16 protein-coding genes are annotated in these 17,637 nt (G+C 74.7%); 7 read left to right on the top strand and 9 right to left on the bottom strand.

Going from position 1 to position 17,637, the window contains the following annotated elements:
* Positions 1 to 27: 27 nt before the first annotated feature.
* Positions 28 to 945, top strand: coding sequence for a pseudouridine-5'-phosphate glycosidase (locus tag K304_RS0101395; protein WP_027762281.1), 918 nt, complete (start codon positions 28 to 30; stop codon positions 943 to 945).
* Positions 946 to 984: 39 nt separating this feature from the next.
* On the opposite strand, the gene K304_RS0101390 is transcribed toward K304_RS0101395, so the two are convergent.
* Positions 985 to 1,569, bottom strand: a complete 585-nt coding sequence (locus K304_RS0101390; RefSeq protein WP_027762280.1) for an Rv1733c family protein — start codon at positions 1,567 to 1,569, stop codon at positions 985 to 987.
* A gap of 94 nt (positions 1,570 to 1,663) precedes the next feature.
* Complete coding sequence (locus tag K304_RS26700) at positions 1,664 to 3,112, bottom strand: LCP family protein (RefSeq protein ID WP_051307634.1); 1,449 nt, start codon at positions 3,110 to 3,112, stop codon at positions 1,664 to 1,666.
* A gap of 254 nt (positions 3,113 to 3,366) precedes the next feature.
* Here K304_RS26700 and K304_RS0101380 point away from each other — a divergent pair, with 254 nt between their 5' ends.
* The 3 genes from K304_RS0101380 (at position 3,367) to K304_RS0101370 (ending at position 7,134) form a co-directional block, all read left to right on the top strand.
* A complete protein-coding gene (locus tag K304_RS0101380; RefSeq protein ID WP_027762279.1) occupies positions 3,367 to 4,377 on the top strand; it encodes a DUF6227 family protein in 1,011 nt (336 codons plus the stop codon).
* Positions 4,374 to 5,780 carry a sulfatase family protein gene (locus tag K304_RS0101375; RefSeq protein ID WP_051307632.1) on the top strand — a complete coding sequence of 469 codons (1,407 nt, stop codon included), beginning with the start codon at positions 4,374 to 4,376 and terminating at the stop codon, positions 5,778 to 5,780. Before K304_RS0101380 ends, K304_RS0101375 begins: the two co-directional genes overlap by 4 nt.
* Before the next feature lie 97 nt (positions 5,781 to 5,877).
* The gene (locus K304_RS0101370) at positions 5,878 to 7,134 is read left to right on the top strand and encodes a transglycosylase family protein (RefSeq protein ID WP_027762277.1); all 1,257 of its coding nucleotides are present in this window, start codon (positions 5,878 to 5,880) and stop codon (positions 7,132 to 7,134) included.
* Between the two features lie 36 nt (positions 7,135 to 7,170).
* Here the strand turns inward: K304_RS0101370 and K304_RS26695 are convergent, their stop codons facing one another.
* Entirely contained in the window at positions 7,171 to 7,752 is a 582-nt protein-coding gene (locus K304_RS26695) for a DUF5709 domain-containing protein (RefSeq protein ID WP_486591541.1), read from the bottom strand.
* Positions 7,753 to 7,861: 109 nt separating this feature from the next.
* The gene (locus K304_RS0101360) at positions 7,862 to 8,236 is read right to left on the bottom strand and encodes a DUF6343 family protein (RefSeq protein ID WP_027762276.1); all 375 of its coding nucleotides are present in this window, start codon (positions 8,234 to 8,236) and stop codon (positions 7,862 to 7,864) included.
* Positions 8,237 to 8,464: 228 nt separating this feature from the next.
* Between K304_RS0101360 and K304_RS0101355 the strand changes: the two genes are divergently transcribed.
* From K304_RS0101355 to K304_RS0101345, 3 genes are all read left to right on the top strand, one after another.
* Positions 8,465 to 9,520 (top strand): glucose 1-dehydrogenase, encoded by a 1,056-nt coding sequence (locus K304_RS0101355; protein WP_027762275.1) that lies wholly within the window; start codon positions 8,465 to 8,467, stop codon positions 9,518 to 9,520.
* 274 nt (positions 9,521 to 9,794) lie between these two features.
* A complete protein-coding gene (locus tag K304_RS0101350) occupies positions 9,795 to 10,619 on the top strand; it encodes an SAM-dependent methyltransferase (protein ID WP_027762274.1) in 825 nt (274 codons plus the stop codon).
* A complete protein-coding gene (locus K304_RS0101345; RefSeq protein ID WP_027762273.1) occupies positions 10,616 to 12,802 on the top strand; it encodes an EAL domain-containing protein in 2,187 nt (728 codons plus the stop codon). Before K304_RS0101350 ends, K304_RS0101345 begins: the two co-directional genes overlap by 4 nt.
* A 67-nt stretch (positions 12,803 to 12,869) precedes the next feature.
* Here K304_RS0101345 and K304_RS0101340 read toward each other — a convergent pair whose 3' ends face one another.
* From K304_RS0101340 to K304_RS26685, 5 genes are all read right to left on the bottom strand, one after another.
* Positions 12,870 to 13,799 (bottom strand): alpha/beta hydrolase, encoded by a 930-nt coding sequence (locus K304_RS0101340; RefSeq protein WP_027762272.1) that lies wholly within the window; start codon positions 13,797 to 13,799, stop codon positions 12,870 to 12,872.
* A gap of 67 nt (positions 13,800 to 13,866) precedes the next feature.
* Positions 13,867 to 15,150: a cytochrome P450 gene (locus K304_RS26690; protein ID WP_078528232.1), complete on the bottom strand. Its 1,284-nt coding sequence runs from the start codon at positions 15,148 to 15,150 to the stop codon at positions 13,867 to 13,869.
* Positions 15,151 to 15,243: 93 nt separating this feature from the next.
* A complete protein-coding gene (locus K304_RS0101330) occupies positions 15,244 to 15,609 on the bottom strand; it encodes a DUF742 domain-containing protein (protein ID WP_027762271.1) in 366 nt (121 codons plus the stop codon).
* Entirely contained in the window at positions 15,606 to 16,010 is a 405-nt protein-coding gene (locus K304_RS0101325; protein WP_027762270.1) for a roadblock/LC7 domain-containing protein, read from the bottom strand. Before K304_RS0101325 ends, K304_RS0101330 begins: the two co-directional genes overlap by 4 nt.
* On the bottom strand, positions 16,007 to 17,230 hold the full coding sequence (locus K304_RS26685; RefSeq protein ID WP_051307630.1) for an ATP-binding protein: 1,224 nt from the start codon (positions 17,228 to 17,230) through the stop codon (positions 16,007 to 16,009). Before K304_RS26685 ends, K304_RS0101325 begins: the two co-directional genes overlap by 4 nt.
* Positions 17,231 to 17,637 lie beyond the last annotated feature (407 nt).

Raw genomic sequence — 17,637 nt, 5'->3', positions numbered from 1 at the left:
TACGACCGTATACGGATGGAGGCCGGGATGACCCTGCTGATGGCGGACGAGGTGCGGGACGCGATGGCGCACGGGCGCCCCGTGGTCGCTCTGGAGTCGACGATCATCGCGCACGGCCTGCCGCGCCCGCGCAATCTCGAGGTGGCCCGGGAACTGGAGCAGCTCGTGCGGGACGGCGGCGCCGTGCCGGCGACCGTCGCGGTGCTCGACGGGCGCGTGCACGTCGGGCTGGACGAGGCGGAACTGGAACGCGTCGCGGGCGACGAGAAGATGCGCAAGCTGGGCCACCGCGACGTGGCGCCGGCGATCGCCGAGGGCGCGAGCGGCGCCACGACCGTCTCCGGCACCGGGTTCCTGGCCTCCAAGGTCGGCATCCGGGTCTTCGCGACCGGCGGTCTGGGCGGCGTGCACCGCGGGTGGACGCAGACCCAGGACGAGTCGGCGGACCTGCGGATGCTCGCCTCGACACGGATCACGGTGGTGTGCGCGGGCGCGAAGTCCGTCCTCGACGTGCCGGCGACGCTGCAACGGCTGGAGACCCTGGGCGTCACGGTCATCGGCTACGGCACGGACACGTTCCCGGGCTTCTACCTGACCAGTTCCGGGGAGCCGGTGGACTGGACGGCGCACGACGCGCGCACGGTCGTCGGCGCCATGCGGGCGCAGGAGTCGCTCGGCGGGCCCTGCACGGCACTGGTCGTCGCCAACCCCGTGCCGCAGGAGCAGCAGCTCGACCCGGAACTGCACGACCGGGTGCTGGCGGAGGCGCTCTCGGCGTGCGAGCAGGACCGGGTGACCGGACAGGACGTCACGCCGTACCTGCTGGACCACCTGGTCCGGCACACGGACGGCGCGGCGCTGGAGGCCAACGTCGCCGCGGTCCGCGGCAACGCGCGGCTCGCGGCGCGCATCGCGGCCGTCTGGACGGCGACGGCCCACACCTGACCCTCCCGGGCCTCCGTACGCCGCGTCCCGCCGCCGGGGCTACGGCGTGCGGGGGCGCCACTGAGGTTCGACCCGGGCCCACTCGCGTTCCCACTGGCGGGCGCGCCGGCGGTCCAGGCCGCCGCGGACGGTGGCCTGCGCGACGCAGACGAGGGCGACGACCGCGCCGCCGGCGAGCGCCGCGCAGATGCCGGACTGGAGGGCGGCCATGGCCGCCCCCGCGGGTGGCGTGGTCTGGCTGCCGTCGGGCGCCACCCACAGCGGCACCGAGGTCCCGGCCCTGCTGCCGTCCGGCACCTCCGCCGAACCGCTGCGCACCGTGCCGTCGGGCGCGGTCCAGCGGACCGGCACCCGCGAGGTGTCGGCCCCCGGGGCCTTGTAGAACGTCTCGCGGCTCTGCGGGTCCGCGTCCTTCATGACCACCGCGGAGACCCGGAGCCGCTCGGTGCGCTGTTCCTCGGCCGTGCCGCGCGCGACGCCCCAGGTGACGAGGGTGACCAGCGCCGCGCCGACGACTGCGGCCACGAGGGCGAGCAGCAGCACCCACGCCTCGACCTGGTCGGAGCGGCGCCGGAGCGGGTTCGCGCGCCAGCGCCACAGGCGGACCCGGGTCGTCGGGGCCATGGCTCCCACCCCTTCCGGTCGCCGGTTCGGGGAGCGGTCGCGACCTGCCGGGTCCCACGATCGGCGCCTCGCATGCCTGCCGAGTTCCCGGAAGTCAGCCGTTGCCGTCACAGTCCAGGATGTCACCCCTCGCGGGGGCGCCCTGGACGCTGCTGCGGTCGTGCACGACCGGCACCACGCGGGTTCCGGCCCGGCCCACGCGCACCTCCAGCACGCGGCCCCCTCCGCGCACCGGGCGGAGTACGGCGTCCGGGAGGGCCGCCGCCAGCGAGGCGGCCCGGCGCCGATCGGCCGGGCGGAAGCGGATCTCGGTCGTCCCGGGAACGCCGGCCGACGCGTCGGCCGGGGCGGGGGCCTCCGCGGCGGCGGACGCACGCGCGCGGACGTCGAATCCGTTGCCGCGCAGGGCCCGCGCGACCCGCCGGGCCTCCCCCTCCACCGCCGGCCCGCCCTGGACACGCACGGGGACGTCGGAGGGCGCCCAGGCCACGGGGACGCCGGGGGCGGGCAGGGCGTACGCCTCCCCGTCCGTGAGGGGGCGGTCCTCGCGGACGGCGTCGAAGAGCCGGCGCGCGCGGTCCTCGTCCCAGAGAAGCGTCGAGCCCCAGCCCGGCACGCGGTGGTCGAAGTCGGCGAGGGGCACGGTCGCGAACGCGGTGTCCCCGCTGTCCAGGTCGCGCAGCGCGCGGCCGAGGACGAGCAGGCGTGCGGTGGTCAGTTCCGCGTCGGCACGGAGCGTGGTCAGCAGCGTCCCGGCGGTGCGGGCGAGGGCAACGGGGTCGTCGAGCACGCCCCGGTCGGCGAAGGTGTCGACCAGTTCGGCGAGGAAGTGCTGCTGGCGGCGCATCCTGCCCAGGTCGCCGGACGGCGGGATGTGGCGGGCGCGCACGTACTGGAGCGAGCGCCGCCCGTCGAGGTGGTGGGTGCCCGGCCGCAGGTCGAGACCGGAGTTGATGTCGCGCATCGGCTCGTCCGTGCACACGGTGGCGCCGCCGAGGCCGTCGACGGCCTCGACGAAGCTGCGGAAGTCGGCCTCCAGGTAGTGGTCGACGCGGACCCCGGTCGCCTTCTCGACGGTGCGGACCGTCAGCTCGGGGCCGCCCAGCTTGTACGCACCGTTGATCTTTCCGGCCGCCGGCACCGGCGTACCGGTGAGCGGAGGGGCGTCGTCGGGGCGGGCGAAGGAGACGTAGGAGTCGCGGGGAATGCTGATCACGCTGACGCGTTCGCGGTCCGCCGAGACGTGCACCAGCATCATGACGTCGGTGCAGTCGCAGGGCTCACCGCCTACGTGGAGGCGACGCTTCTCGGCCTTGCTCAGTCCGGCGCGCTTGTCCAGGCCGACCAGGAGGAAGGTGAGGCCGGGACCGTCGGCGGGCCGGGACGCGGCGGCGGCGAACACGTCGGTGCGCGGGACGGCCAGGGCGACGGGCAGGCGGTTGCCGCCGTCGGCGACCACCGCTCCGGCACCGGCCAGCAGTCCGCCGCAGAGGACGGCGCTCAGCACGGCGCGACGTACACGGGTACGCGTCAGCAGGGACACGGGCACACCTCCGCGGGACGACGACGCCCGCAGGCTAGGCCCGCGCCGAGCGGCCGGCCGGGCGCGGCGCGGCGTGGCGCGGCCGCCCTCACCCGGTCAGATCATCTGCCTGCGCAACGCGGGCCGGATTCTCCTCGGAGGACGCCGGTTTCCGGCGAATCACACCCCCGGAACGCGTTCGGGACGCTACGGTGAGTGCCCGCGGGAAGCGGACGTCGGCCGGGAGCGGCCTTCGGACAGGAGAGGTTCCGCACATGGGCGAGACACTGGACGCGTCGCCCGAAGGGCATCTGCGGATGCTGCTGGCGCGCGCACAGAACCCCTTCGACGTCTCGGACGAGGTCCTCGAACGGCTGTCCGGCGCCGTGCTGTGCCGGATCGACATGCCGCACACCGGCCGCGGGGACGCGACCGGCGGCGCCGCTGCGACCGGTGCGACCGGCGCGTCCGCCGGAGCCGGTGAGCCGGACACGGAGACCGCACCCCTCGCGGGGGTGCGGTGCGGTCGGGCCCGGCACACCTTCCTGCTGGCGGACGGCGGCGTCCAGACCCTGTGGGAGCTGTGGCGGGTGGGCGCACCCCAGGAGGAGGACCCCGCCGGCGACGGCGGACCACGGGGCCCGCGGTTCGAGATATACGAGACCGAGGACGCCCTGCGCCGCTCCGAGCGTCGCGTGCACGGCGGTGGCCCGGTTCCCGGCCCGCGCTCGGCCGGGACCAGGGACGACCGCCCCTCCCCACCCGGCACGGACGCCCTCCGCCCGCACTCCACAGGGCCCGAGTCCTTCGACGAACTGGACGACCCCGACCCCCTCGACCCCCTCGACCCGCTCGACGCCCTCGATCTTCTGGACCTCCCGGGCTCCCCCGGCGCCCCCGGCGACATCGAGGACCTGCTGCTGGAGGAGATCACCCGGTCCCGGCCCTGGTCGCTGGAGGACTCCCCGGGGCACGCGCGCCGCCTGTTACGCAGGGCCGAGAACCCCGACCGGCCGGGTGAGGAGACGCTCCGGCTGCTGGCCGACGCCCGCGGCCACGACATCGTGCACGTGCCGCGGCCGCCCGCCTGCCCTCCCGGCCTGCGCCTGTGGTGCTCGCTGTACGAACACGCCTTCCTGCTGGCGGACGGCACCGAACTCCGCCTGTACGAACTGGAACACAACCTGACCGGAGGCGAAGGGCTCGTGTGCGAGGTCTATCCCGACGAGGCGGACGCCGAACGGGCGGCCCGCCGGTACGCACGGGCACGGGGTATCGAACTGTGAGCCGCCGCCCGCCGAACGTGGTCGTCGTCCTCACCGACCAGCAGCGCTGGGACACCACGGGCGCGCACGGCAACCCGGCAGGCGCCACCCCGGTGTTCGACCGGATGGCACGCACCGGCACCCACGTGGAGCACGCGATCACCCCGCAGCCGGTGTGCGCACCCGCCCGCGCCGCGCTGCAGACCGGGATGTTCCCGACCGCCACCGGCGTCTTCCGCAACGGCCTGGCGCTGGACCCGGCGCTGCCCACCCTGGCCGGCTGCCTCGGCGACGCCGGGTACGCCACGGGCTACATCGGCAAGTGGCACCTGGCGGCGGAGGCCTCCGGCCACGGCCCCGTGCCGCCGAAGTACCGTGCCGGCTACGAGAGCTGGCTGGCCAGCGAGATCCTGGAGTTCACCTCCGACGCCCACCGCACGGTCGTCTACGACGGCGACGGCGCGCCGGTGCGGCTGCCCGGCTACCGGTCCGACGCGCTGGTCGACGCCTCCGTACGGTTCCTCGCCGACCACCACGACCGGCCGTTCCTGCTGTTCCTCTCGCTGCTGGAACCCCACCACCAGAACGCCACCGACGACTACCCGGCCCCGGAGGGGTACGCGGAGCGGTTCACCGGCCGCTGGCTGCCACCGGACCTGGCCGCACTCGGCCCCGGCGCCCGGTACGGCGGACCGCACCGCCACCTCGGCGGCTACCTGGGGCAGATCGCCCGGGTCGACGAGGGCCTCGGCCGGCTGCGCGACGCCCTGCGCAGCCTGGGCATCGCCGAGGACACGATCGTCGCCTACACGGCGGACCACGGCAGCCACTTCCGCACCCGGAACGCCGAGTACAAGCGCAGCGCGCACGACGCGTCGGTACGGGTTCCGCTGGCGCTGACCGGTCCGGGCTTCGACGGCGGCGGGCTGATCCGCCGCCCGGTGAGCACCCTGGACCTGATGCCGACGCTGCTGGACGCCTGCGGCGTACAGGTGCCGGATTCCGTGCAGGGACGGTCGTTCCTGCCGCTGGTCGGGGGCGGCACCGACCCGGGCCGTCCGGAGGAGGTGTTCGTGCAGATCAGCGAGTCGCAGGTGGGGCGAGCGGTGCGGACCGCGCGCTGGAAGTACGCGGTGGCCGCGCCGGACGCGCACCCGTGGCACGACGCCTCGGCCACCCGCTACGTGGAGTCCGAGCTGTACGACCTGCACGCCGACCCGTACGAACTGGACAATCTGGCGGGCCTCCCCTCGCACCGCGAGGTCGCCGACCGGCTGCGGCAGGCGCTGCTGCGCTGGACCGTGCGCGCCGGGGAGGCCGAGCCGGTGATCGAGGAGGCCGAGCCCGGCAGACGCCCGGGCCGGCGCGCGGACCCCGAGGTCACCGGCCTTCCCTGGGAGGGGGTGCGCTTCGGGCACCAGTGACGCGGTGCCCGCCACGCCGCTCCCCCACCGGGGTACGCGGCACCCGCTTCATCCGTCGCGACACCGACGCCGCCCCGCCGGCGTGGGGAGGACACTCATGCCCGCACGTGGACGCCACCGCCGCCACCGGCCCGGCCCCGTCTCCCGCACCTCGCTCAGAGTCACGGCCGGCGGCGCCGGCCTCGCCCTGCCGCTCGTGGCCGCCGCCGGTCACGCCGCCGCGGAGGACACCTGGGACCGGGTCGCCGAGTGCGAGAGCAGCGGCCGCTGGCACATCGACACCGGCAACGGGTACTTCGGCGGGCTCCAGTTCGCCCAGAGCACCTGGGAGGCCTACGGCGGCACCCGCTACGCGCCCAGCGCCGACCAGGCCACGAAGGACCAGCAGATAGCCGTGGCCGAGAAGGTGCTGGAGGGGCAGGGGGAACAGGCCTGGCCCACCTGCGGGCCGCGCGCCGGGCTCGGGGCGGACGACGCCCGGCCGGCCGGCGGCGCGGACGCGGCGACGACGACCGAGGCGGAGCCGCAGACGAAGACGGAGGCCGCGGAGACCTCGCGGGCCCGGGCGGAACGCGCGGAACGCGCGGCGGCGGCCCGGGCCGAACGCCGCAGCCAGGCCACCTCGTACGAGGTGGTGGGCGGCGACAGTCTGTCGTCCATCGCCCGCGCGCACGAGGTGGACGGCGGCTGGCCCGCCCTCTACGACCGCAACCGGGACGTCGTCGGAGGCGACCCGGACCTCATCCTCCCCGGGCAGCGGCTGAGTCTGGAGGACCGGGCCGCGTCTGCGCCCGCGGCGAAGCCGGAGCAGCGCGAGCAGCGGGCGGAGAAGCCGGAGCAGCAGAAGCAGCAGACGGAGAAGCCCGCCCCGAAACCCGAGCCCGAGGCGAAAACGAAGCCGAACCCGAAACCGAAGCCGGAACCGAGAGCCGAGAAGGCGGCGTCGCCGAAGGCCGTGTCGCCGGTGGCGGGGGCGCACACCGGGACCCCGTACCGGGCCTCGGGCAGCGGCTGGTCCTCCGGATACCACACCGGCGTCGACTTCCCCGTGCCCACCGGCACCACCGTGCGGGCCGTCTCCGGCGCCGACGTGGTGTCCGCGGGATGGGCGGGCGCGTACGGCTACCAGGTGGTGCTCCGGCACGACGACGGCCGCTACAGCCAGTACGCGCATCTGTCGGCGATCTCGGTGTCGTCCGGGCAGCACGTCAACGCGGGCCAGCGACTGGGCCGTTCCGGCTCGACGGGCAACTCCACGGGCCCGCACCTGCACTTCGAGGTGCGCACCGGCCCGGGCTACGGCTCCGACATCGACCCGCTGGCCTATCTGCGCGGGCGCGGGGTCGGCATCTGAGGCGGAACGCCGGGCGGGCCGGGCCCTCCCGGCGGGTCAGCCACGCGGCGGCGGGCCGCCGCCGGGCTCGTCCTCGTCGAAGCGCAGCCCCAGGTCGTCCGCGTCGTCGTCGGAGACGTGGACCGCGGACTCCTCCCCCGACAGACCCTCGGCGTCCGACTCGGTGGCGAAGCTGTCCTGGTTGGCGGGCCGTGTGCCGGGCAGCGGGTCGTCGCTGAGCTGACCGGCCTCCGGGGTGGTGGTGTCCTCGGGCGCGGTGAGCCGGTCGGCTCCGCCGACGCCCACGTCGGGTTCCTCCTCGGCGAGTCGGTCGTCCAGCGACTCGCCCTCCAGTTGCTCTGCGGAAGTGGTGCCGAAGCTCTCGGCGGCGACCGGGCGTTCGCCGGGCACGGGCATCTGCTGCGGGTCCTCGGCCCGCTGCGCCTCCGGGGTGCCGTCCTGGAGGTCGGGGATGCCCTCGTCCTCGGGGGCCGCACCGGGATCGGTCGGCTCGTCCACGACGCGCGGCTCCCGGTATTCGGGCGACGCGGCCCGCTCCCCGGATTCCGTTGCCCGGCCCTCCGGAGGGGTCTCGCCTTCGGCAGGGGCACCGTTCTCGGTCGTTTCGGGGTCGTTCATGCCGTCCGCGGTACCCGTGCCCGCCGGGCGGAAACGCCGTGGGAGGCGTACCGGTGGAGGGGCCGCGTTCGGGTGGTGGCCCCCGGTGGCGGGACCGGTGCGGCGCAGGTCAGCGGGGTGGCGGCAGCCGCGGATGCTCGCGGCGGCGACGCCGCAGGACGGCCACCAGATCCACCAGTGCCAGCACGGACAGCACCGCGCAGGCGATGGCCAGCACGCGCAGCGACCCGCTGTCCGGAACGTCCTGCGGGCCGCTCACCAGGGTCCAGTACCAGAACAGGGCGGTGACCGCGAGGAACACGGGGAGGAACACCGCGGACAGCAGCAGCCGCAGCCCGAGGGCGCTGCGCGCGGTGACGGGCTCCGTCCCGGTGCGCTCCCGGCGGCGCCCCACCGCGCCGGAGCGCGAGCGGGGCACCGGGGCGCGGGTCGCGCGCCGGTAGGGGTCCCGCCTGCGCCGCTCACCGTGCCGCACTCTGCTCACCGCCTCGCGTCCGCGTCGCGCTCGCTTCCGCCCCTGAGGCCAGTGTCCACCCGCGCGCCGGAACGGTGCGGGGGCCGCACGGGTGCGGCCCCCGCGGAGCGCCGTACCCACGGAGTGTCACCGCACGGGAACCGCCGGGTGAGCCCCCGGGAGCGCCCGGTTTCATCCGACCGCGCCGAGGTACCACGCTGTCGTGACAGCACCTGCCGACGCCGTCGTGGAGCCGCCATGCGGGCACTGACCGTCGTACCCGGCCGTGAGGGTTCCCTCCGCGTCGAGGAACGGCCGGATCCCGAACCGGCGCCCGGCGAGCTGCTGGTGGAGGGTGTCGCGATCGGCGTGTGCGGCACCGACCGGGAGATCGTCTCCGGCGCGCACGGCAGCGCCCCGCCGGGTGGGGACCGGCTGCTCATCGGGCACGAGTCACTCGGCAAGGTCCGCAGGGCGCCCGAAGGCTCGGGCTTCGTGCCCGGCGAGCTGGTGGTGGGGATGGTGCGCCGGCCGGACCCGGTGCCGTGCGGGGCGTGCGCACACGGCTTCGTGGACATGTGCCGCAACGGCCGCTACGGCGAACGCGGCATCAAGGACCTGGACGGCTACGCCTCCACGCTCTGGACGGTCGACCCGGCCTACGCGGTGCGGCTGTCGCCGGGGCTGGAGCGGGTCGGGGCATTGCTGGAGCCGACGACGGTGGTGGCCAAGGCCTGGGACCAGGTGCAGCGCATCGGGGACCGCTCCTGGTTCGCCCCGGAGTCGGTGCTGGTGACGGGCGCCGGACCGGTCGGGCTGCTGGCGGCGCTGCTGGGCCGGCAGCGGGGGCTGGCCGTGCACGTGCTGGACCGCGCCGAGGAGGGGCGGAAGCCCGAGCTGGCACGGGAGCTGGGGGCGACGTACCACAGCGACGACGTGACCGCGGTGATGGAGCGGGTACGGCCGGACGTGGTGATCGAGGCGACGGGCGCTCCCCCGGTGGCGTTCGGTGCGATGCGGTCGCTGGGCCCGTACGGCGTGCTCTGCCTGACGGGGCTGTCCCCCTCCGGCCGCACGCTGCGCATCGACGCCGGTGAGCTGAACACCGAGCTGGTGCTGGACAACGCGGTGGTGGTCGGTTCGGTGAACGCGCACCGCGACCACTTCCGGCAGGCGGCGGCCGCGCTCGCCGGGGGCGACCGGGAGTGGCTGGAGCGCGTCATCACGCGGCGGGTGCCGCTGGACTCCTTCGCCGACGCCTTCGCCGAGCGGGAGCCCGGGGGCGTGAAGACGGTTCTCGAACTCGGCTCCTGATCCCGGCAGATGCCGTGCCGCGGTGTCCGACGCGGCGTCAGAGAACCGCGCGTGCCCGCAACCTGGGTTTCCGCCGCGCGCGTGGCCGCGCCCTCCAGTGGGGAGAACGGAACACAAGGGGCAAGCCTCGCACGGAGTTTCCTCCACAGGGGATCCGGTCTGCTCGACTTCGTGACAAGATCCAGCCTTTGAGGCGACGATTCCTCGCCCCCGCCCCGCGCGGTCAGTAGCCTGACGTCCGGACCGCCGAGCCGAAGAAGAGCTGGAGACCTTGATGGAACGTCCCGCGTGGGCCCCGCAGGGCATAGACCTGACCGTCCCGAGCGTTTCCCGCATCTACGACTACTACCTGGGCGGTTCGCACAACTTCGAGGTCGACCGGGAGGCGGGCCGCAAGGCCATCGAGGCGTGGCCGGGGCTGCCGAAGGTGATGCAGGCCAACCGGGCGTTCATGCGCCGCGCCATCCGGTACGCCGTCGCGCAGGGCCTGACGCAGTTCCTCGACATAGGCTCCGGCATCCCCACCTTCGGCAACGTGCACGAGGTCGCCCAGCAGGCGGACCCCGAGGCACGCGTGGTGTACGTGGACAACGACCCGGTCGCGGTGGCGCACAGCCGGGCGGTGCTCCAGGACAACGACCGTACGGACGTGGTGTCCGCCGACTTCCGTGCGCCGCGCGACATCCTGCGCAGCCCCGAGGTGGAGCGGCTGCTCGACCTGGACAGACCGGTGGTGCTGCTGCTGGTCGCGGTGCTGCACTTCATCGAGGACCGGGACGAGCCGTGGAAGGCGGTCGCGGAACTACGGGACGCGCTTCCGCCGGGCAGCATGCTGGCGATCACCCACGCGTCCGGCGACGGCGAGTACAAGGTCGCGGACCGCGGCGAGGGCGCGTCGAACGTCTACCGCCGTATCGGTTCTCCGCTGCTGATGCGCCCCGAGGCGGACGTGGCGCGGTTCTTCGAGGGCTGGGACCTGGTGGAGCCCGGTCTGGTGGCGATGCCCCGCTGGCGCCCGGACTCCCCCACGGACCAGGAGGACCCGGTGATGTTCAGCGGATTCGCCGGGGTGGGCCGCAAGCCGGAGCATGCCGGGTGAATCCCGCGCCGCAGCTGAAGGGGACCGCGGCCGACGGGCTGCGGCGCTTCGCGACCATCTGGAGCCGTGCGGTCTACCCCGCGACGGCGACCTCGATGACGCGCGCGGAGTTCGAGGACTACCTCCATCCGCTCGCCGTCCGGCTCGGCGATGCGCTGCACGCGCATCCCTTCACCCCCGCGCCCGGCCGGGAGGTCGGGGAGGCGCTGGTGGCGGCGCACTGCACCGCCCCGGACTCTCTGCCGCAGATCCTCGGCGTGGTGGAGTCCTACCTCGTGCTCTACAGCGCCGCGGACACCCCGCTGCCGGTGGAGGAGGGCCGTGCCCGCTGCTCCCGCCTGCAGCACGCGGTCGCCGCCGGGTTCGCCAAGGCGCTCCGTGAGCGGACGCGTGCGGAGCAGGAGGCGCTGTCCCGGGCGGCGCTGGCCGCTCAGGCAGCCGTGGAGGAGGCGCTGCACACCAGCGAGACGCGGTTCCGCACGGTCTTCAAGGACGCCACCATCGGTATCGGCATCGCCGACATGGACGGGCGGATCCGCGACGTCAACGGTGCGCTCGCCCGCATGTTCAACTGCTCCGAGGACGAGCTGCGGCGGCGGAACGTCAGCGAGTGGGTGCATCCCAGCGACGCGCCCGAGGTGTGGCGCATGCACCGGGAGCTGGTGCGCGGCGAGCGGGACCACTTCCGTGTGGAGAAGCCGTACCACCGGCCGGACGGCACGGTGCTGTGGACGAACCTCACCGTCTCACTGCTGCGCGGCGCCGAGGGCGAGCCCCGCTACCAGCTCGCCCTGATGGAGGACATCACCGAACGGCGCCTGCTGCACCTGCGGCTTCGGTACGAGGCGACGCACGACGAGCTGACCGGCCTGCCCAACCGGACACTGTTCGCGGAGCGGCTGGAGCGCGTGCTGGCGGGGACGGGACCGACAGGGCGAGGCGACGAGAGCCGCAGCGGCAGGTTCGGCCTGCTCTACCTGGACATCGACGGGTTCAAGGCCGTCAACGACAGCCTGGGACACGCGGTCGGCGACCAGTTGCTGGTGTCCGTGGCCGAGCGCCTCCAGTCCTGCGCGGCGGCGCCCAACCATCTGGTGGGGCGGATCGGCGGGGACGAGTTCGTCGCCCTGATCTCCAACCCCTCCGGCCGCGAGGAGGTCACGGAGCTGGCCCGGCAGGCGCTGGCCGCACTGGCCACGCCGATCACCGTCGACGGCCGCGACCTGTCGGTCCGTGCCAGCATCGGCATCGTGGAGGGCAGCAGCGGCGAACTGGGCCCCGCGGAGGTGCTGCGCAGCGCGGACATCACCATGTACCGGGCCAAGGACTCGGGCGGCAACCGGTACGAGATCGCCGACCCGGTCTCCGACGCCCGCGCGATCGACCGGCACAGCCTCACCAACCACCTGCCCGGCGCCCTGGAGCGCGGCGAGTTCTTCCTCGAGTACCAGCCGCTGATACGGATGAGCGACAGCCGGCTGACCGGCGCCGAGGCGCTGGTGCGCTGGCGGCACCCGGTGCACGGCCTGCTGGGACCGGACCGTTTCATCCCGCTGGCCGAACACACCGGGCTGATCGTGCCGTTGGGCCGCTGGGTGCTGGAGCAGGCGGTGCGGCAGGCGTACGACTGGTGTGCCCACCCGGCGCTGGGCGGCCGGGCGGCGGACGGCGAACCGATCCGGGTCAACGTGAACCTCTCGCCCCGGCAGCTGCACCATCCCGACCTGGTGCAGGACACCGTGGCCGTGCTGGAGCGGGCCGGCCTCACCCCCGCGTCGCTCTGTCTGGAGGTCACGGAGAGCGCTCTGATCGGCGCCGACGAGGACGAACTCAAGCCGTTGCGGCAGCTCGCCGAGATGGGCGTCGACATCGCCCTGGACGACTTCGGCACCGGCTACTCCAACCTGGCCAACCTGCGGCGGCTGCCGGCGACGACGCTGAAACTGGACCGCTCCTTCACCCAGGGCCTCCAGCAGCATCCGGCGGACCCGGTCGACGTGACCTTCGTCGGCGGCATCGTGTCGCTGGCGCACGCGCTGGGACTGCGCGTCACCGTGGAGGGCGTGGAGACCGAGGCGCAGGCGGCGCAGCTGCGCGAACTGGGCTGCGACACCGCGCAGGGCTGGTACTACGCGCGCCCGGCACCCGCGGAGGAGATCGTGGCGCACTGGGCGACCGCCTGAGCGGTGCTCCCGGGCCGGCCCGCCGGGTTTCCCCGGCCGGCGCGGGAGTGCGCGCCGGCCGAGCGGTTCAGCGGGCGGTGCGCGCGTCCAGCCAGGCCAGCAGGTCGGCCTGCACCTCGTCGCGGTGGGTCTCGTTGAGGATCTCGTGCCGCGCCTGGGGGTAGGCGCGCCAGGTCAGGTCCCGTGTGCCCACGTAGCGGAAGTCCTCCAGCAGTTCGTACACCAGCGTCATGCCGCCGTGGCACGGGTCGCGGTCGCCGACGGCGACGTGCACGGGGAGGTCGCGGGGGATGCGGGCGAGGCGCGCGGGATCGTTGATCCGGCGCACGGCCAGGACCCAGTCCAGGGAGAGTCCGGCGCTGAACGGGAAGCCGCACCGCGCGTCGGCGACGTACGCGTCGACCTCGGCCTCGTCCCGGGAGAGCCATTCGAAGCCGGTGCGGTGCGGGTAGGGGTCGTTGAAGGAGCCGAACAGCGACGGGACGAAGTCCGACAGGGCGTCCCGCCCCCGCTCCTCGACCTCACCGCGCAGCCGTTCGGCCGCGCTCTGCGTCTCGCAGCCGGGCAGGGAGCGGAAGGTGCCGGACAGCATCAGTCCGTCCAGGTCGCCGCCGTACTCCTGGGCGAAGTCGCGGGCCAGCTGGGAGCCCATGCTGTGCCCGAGCAGCACGTACGGCAGGTCCGGCGGCAGCGCGGACCGCGCGCGCCGCCCGACGGTGTGCAGGTCGTCGACGACCGCGCGCCAGCCGCCGGACCCGGCGACGCCCAGGCCGCCGGTGTGGTCGGCGGTGCGGCCGTGTCCGCGGTGGTCGGAGGCGACCACCGCGTAGCCGTGGTCGGTCAGGTGGCGGGCGAACCGGTCGTAGCGGACCGCGTGTTCGGCCGCGCCGTGCGCGATCTGCACCAGTGCGCGGGGGCTCCCGGCGGACGGCAGCCAGGTGTACGTGGCCACCGGCGTGTCGTCCGTGGCGGGGGTGAAGTCCACGGTGGCGTCCATGCGTTCTCCTTCCTGCGCGGTACCGGCCGGCTCCTGGCCGCGACGGTACGCGATCAGGCCCACGCGGTCATCGGGGCGTGACGTCCGGGGGTCTGCGGGGAGCGGTGCCGGGGAAGACGACGGGGAGCGCGGCGAGGCTGCGGTGGAACGGCCCGGGACGCCAGGTGAGCCGGTCGGGCGGGAGAGCCAGCTCCATCTCGGGCAGCAGGTCGAGCAGCGTCTCGATCGCGGCCTCGGCGATGACGCCGGCGATGTCCTTCGCGGGACACAGGTGCGGGCCGGCGCTGAAGGCCAGATGGGAGTGGTTGGCGGCGAGCGCGCCGTGCGCGGCGACCGCCGGGTCGGTGTTGGCGGCGGCGTGCGAGACCAGCACCGGCACGCCGGGCGGCACCGCGAACTCGCGGCCGCGGACGTCCCGGAGGACCTGGTCGGCGACGGCGTAGTGGAAGCAGTAGTTGGACATCGGCGGTCGGGTCCACAGCACTTCGTTCAGCGCGTCGACGACGGTGAGGCTGCCGCCGGTGAGGTCGTGGCCGAACCGGTCGTCGGTGAGGAGCAGCAGCACGGAGGTGGAGATCCACGCGGACTGCGGGGCGGTACCGGCGCCCAGCAGCGCGACCAGCTGGTGGATGGTCTCCTCGTCGCTCAGTGACGCGGAGTGGTTGAGCAGCCAGGACGTCACGTCGGCGCCCGGGGTGCGGCGTTTGGCGGCCACCAGGTCGCCGAGGCAGCGGGCGAGGTCGGCGCTGCCCTGCTGGGCGGCGGCCGGTTCGGCGTCGATCATGCTGCGGAAGGCGGCGGCCATCCGGGTCGCGATCTCGTCGGGGCAGCCGAAGAGCTGGGCGAGGACGAGGACGGGAAGCCGGTCCGCGTAACCGCCGACCAGGTCGGCGCCGCCGTCCGGGCCGAAGGAGTCGATGAGCGCGACGGCGCTGCGCTGGACGTAGCGACGCAGCCGGTGCGGGTTGACGCGGGCCAGGGTGTCGTCGACGGAGGTGCGCAGCCGCAGATGGCGTTCCCCGTCGGCGAAGAGCAGGCTGGGCCGCCAGCCCATCATCGGGACCACCTGGTTGTCGAAGGGCACCCGTCCCTCGGCCATGGCGGCCCAGCGGCGGGCGTCCCGGCTGAACCAGGGGCTGCGCAGCACGTACAGGGCGACGTCGTAGTCGGTGACCAGGACGGCTTCGACGCCGGGGGCGAGTTCGACCCAGTGGGCCGGGCCGCGGTCGCGGAGCGCCGCGTAGGCGGCGTCGGGGTCGGCGGCGAAGCGGGGGCCGTGCAGGGCCGGGGCCGCCACCGGGCAGCGGCCGCCGGTCCGCGGCGCGGTCGCGGGGTGGTGTGGGGTCGTCACGGAGGCTCCAGGTGCGGCATGCGGTGGGGCTGGTGGGGCTGGTGGTGGGCCTGGTGGGGCGGCGGACGCGGGGAGGCGCGGCCTGTCGGCGGCTCAGAGGGCGTGGAGGCCGGCCAGGACGCGTTCCAGGATCTGCACCTCGCTGAGGGGTTCCGGTGTCCGGGCCTCGGGCAGCCGGGTGACCAGGTGGCCGGTGTCCAGCAGGTCGGAGAGCAGGACGCGGGTCACGGTGAGCGGCTGCCCGAGATGGCTGGCGAGTTCGACGACGGAGAGGAAGCCGCCGCGCACCATGTCCACGGCCGCCCGCTGCTCGGGGGCCAGCCCGGCGGTTGTGCGGTCGGGCGTCGCCGTCACCAGGGTGACCACGTCCAGCACGTGCGTGTTGCGGGTGGGCCGGGCCCGGCCGCCGGTGATGACGTAGGCGCGGACCAGGTCCGCACGGCGGCGCGGGCGGCTCACCGTGGACTGCCCACGCTCTGCCGGGGCGGGCTGACCAGCTCCCGGCCCATCTGCCCGACGACCTGGTGCATGCGGTAGGCGACCGCCTCGATGTCGGCGTCGGCGCCGGTGGCGACGGACATGAACATCCCTTCCCCGGCCCGGACGGTGAGCACGAAGCCGCCTCCGAACTGCACCAGGGACTGCTCCCAGGAGCCCTCTTCGGCCCGGCAGAACCGCGCGGTGGCCCGGCTGGTCGCCTGCACGCCGGCCAGGGCTGCGGCGACGGTCTCGGCGTCGTCCCGGTCCAGGCCGGGCGAGAAGGCCCGCAGGAGGCCGTCCGCGGAGACGAGGATCGCATCGAGCACACCGGGCTGATCCAGTACCTGGCGGAGCATCCAGGCGTCACGGTTGTCGGTCATGGCTCTGGGTTCCCTTCGGTGGTCGGTCGTGCGTGGCTGGCGGCCCGGCTGCCGCGGAGGAAGCCGCCGAGCGGCGCCGGGGACGGTTCGGGGTCCGCCGTGGCGGGCGGCCCGGGCGGGGGTGCGGGCGGCTCCTCGCCGTCGGTGCGGGGGACGCGCCGGGGCAGTCCGACGGCGGTGACGGGCGGGTCCGCGGCGGCGGTGCGCTGCGGGCGCGGTGCCGGTGCCGGCGCCGGTGCCGGCACCGAGGGGGCGGTGCGCTGCGGCGGCGGTGCCGGCGCAGCGGGGGCCACGGCGGGGACGGCCGCGTCGTCGTGGCCGGGCGGCGGGAGGGCGTCGGTGAGCAGGTCGCTGGGCAGGTTCACCACGGCCCGGACGCCGCCGAAGGCGGAGCTGCCGTCGACGTGCACGGTGAAGCCGTAGCGGCGGGCCAGCAGGGCGCACACGACCAGTCCGAAGTGCGGCGGGTTGCCGAGTCCGGTCAGGTCCGGCGCGGGCCCGTCGGGAGCGAGGACGCGGGCGACGCGTTCCCGCTCGGCCGGGTTGAGCCCGATGCCGGCGTCCTCGATGACGACGGCCAGCCCGTGGTGCGTGAGCTGGACGTGCACCTGCACCAGCGTGCTGGGGTTGGAGTAACGGGTGGCGTTCTCCAGGAGTTCGGCGAGCGTGAGGACGAGCCCCTCGACCACGCGGCCGACGACGCCCCTGCCGTCCTCCACCCGCACGAGCTGGACGCGCCGGTAGTCCAGGATGCGGCCCACCGCGCCGCGCACCACGTCGACCAGCGGGGTGGCGTCGTGCTGGCGCCCGGGCCAGGAGCCGCAGACCACCGTGATCCCGGCGGACCGGCGGAGGATCTGGGCGTTGGTGTGGTCGACGACGAGCAGGTCCTCGACGAAGTCGGGGTCGTCGTGGCGCCGCAGCATGTCGGTGATCTTCTTCTGCTGGCTGTTGGCGAGCCCCTGCACCGTGCGGGCCACCGAGCGCAGCAGGCCCTGTGTCGCCTCCTCCGCCTGCTGGTGGGCCTCGGCGAGCGCGTCGGGCAGCACCCGGGCCCGGTGCCGGGCCAGTTCGTCCTGCCCGGCTCGCACCTCCGCGCGGGACTCCGCCAGTTCGCGGCGCAGCCGGCGCAGGGTACGCAGCCGCAGGGACAGTGCGACCAGCACGCACACCAGCGCCGCCTCCACGAGAGGGCGCAGGGCGTCGGCGAGGTCAGGCATGGGCAACGTCCTCGGGGACTCGGGGGAAGGCGGGACAGCGGAGAACCGTCACGCTATACGCCCCCGCGACCACACAGAGTCGTCTCCGCGCCGTTCGCCACCCTCGCCAGACCCGATCGGGTGACGCCCGAGGCCCTGAGAGGGGAAGCATGCGGAGCGCAACCCCGGCGCGGCGTACACGAGTTGACCCGGCGAAGGACAGCGGCCGCCGGGCGGCGGAACGACACCGGGGAGTCGTCCGGAACGCAGCAGCCTAAGCCCGGGATGTCTGAATCGGCACGCATGCCCGTACGGTATATGCCTCGCCACGGAACGTGAACCCCTGTGCGAGTGCCGTATCGTCGGGAGGGCCGGAATCGAGCCATCCGCCGACCGCCCACCGGGCCGGGGCCGACCCTCAGGGAGCG

The organism is Streptomyces sp. CNS606 (assembly GCF_000426325.1).
This window is presented reverse-complemented; position numbering and strand designations above follow the sequence as displayed.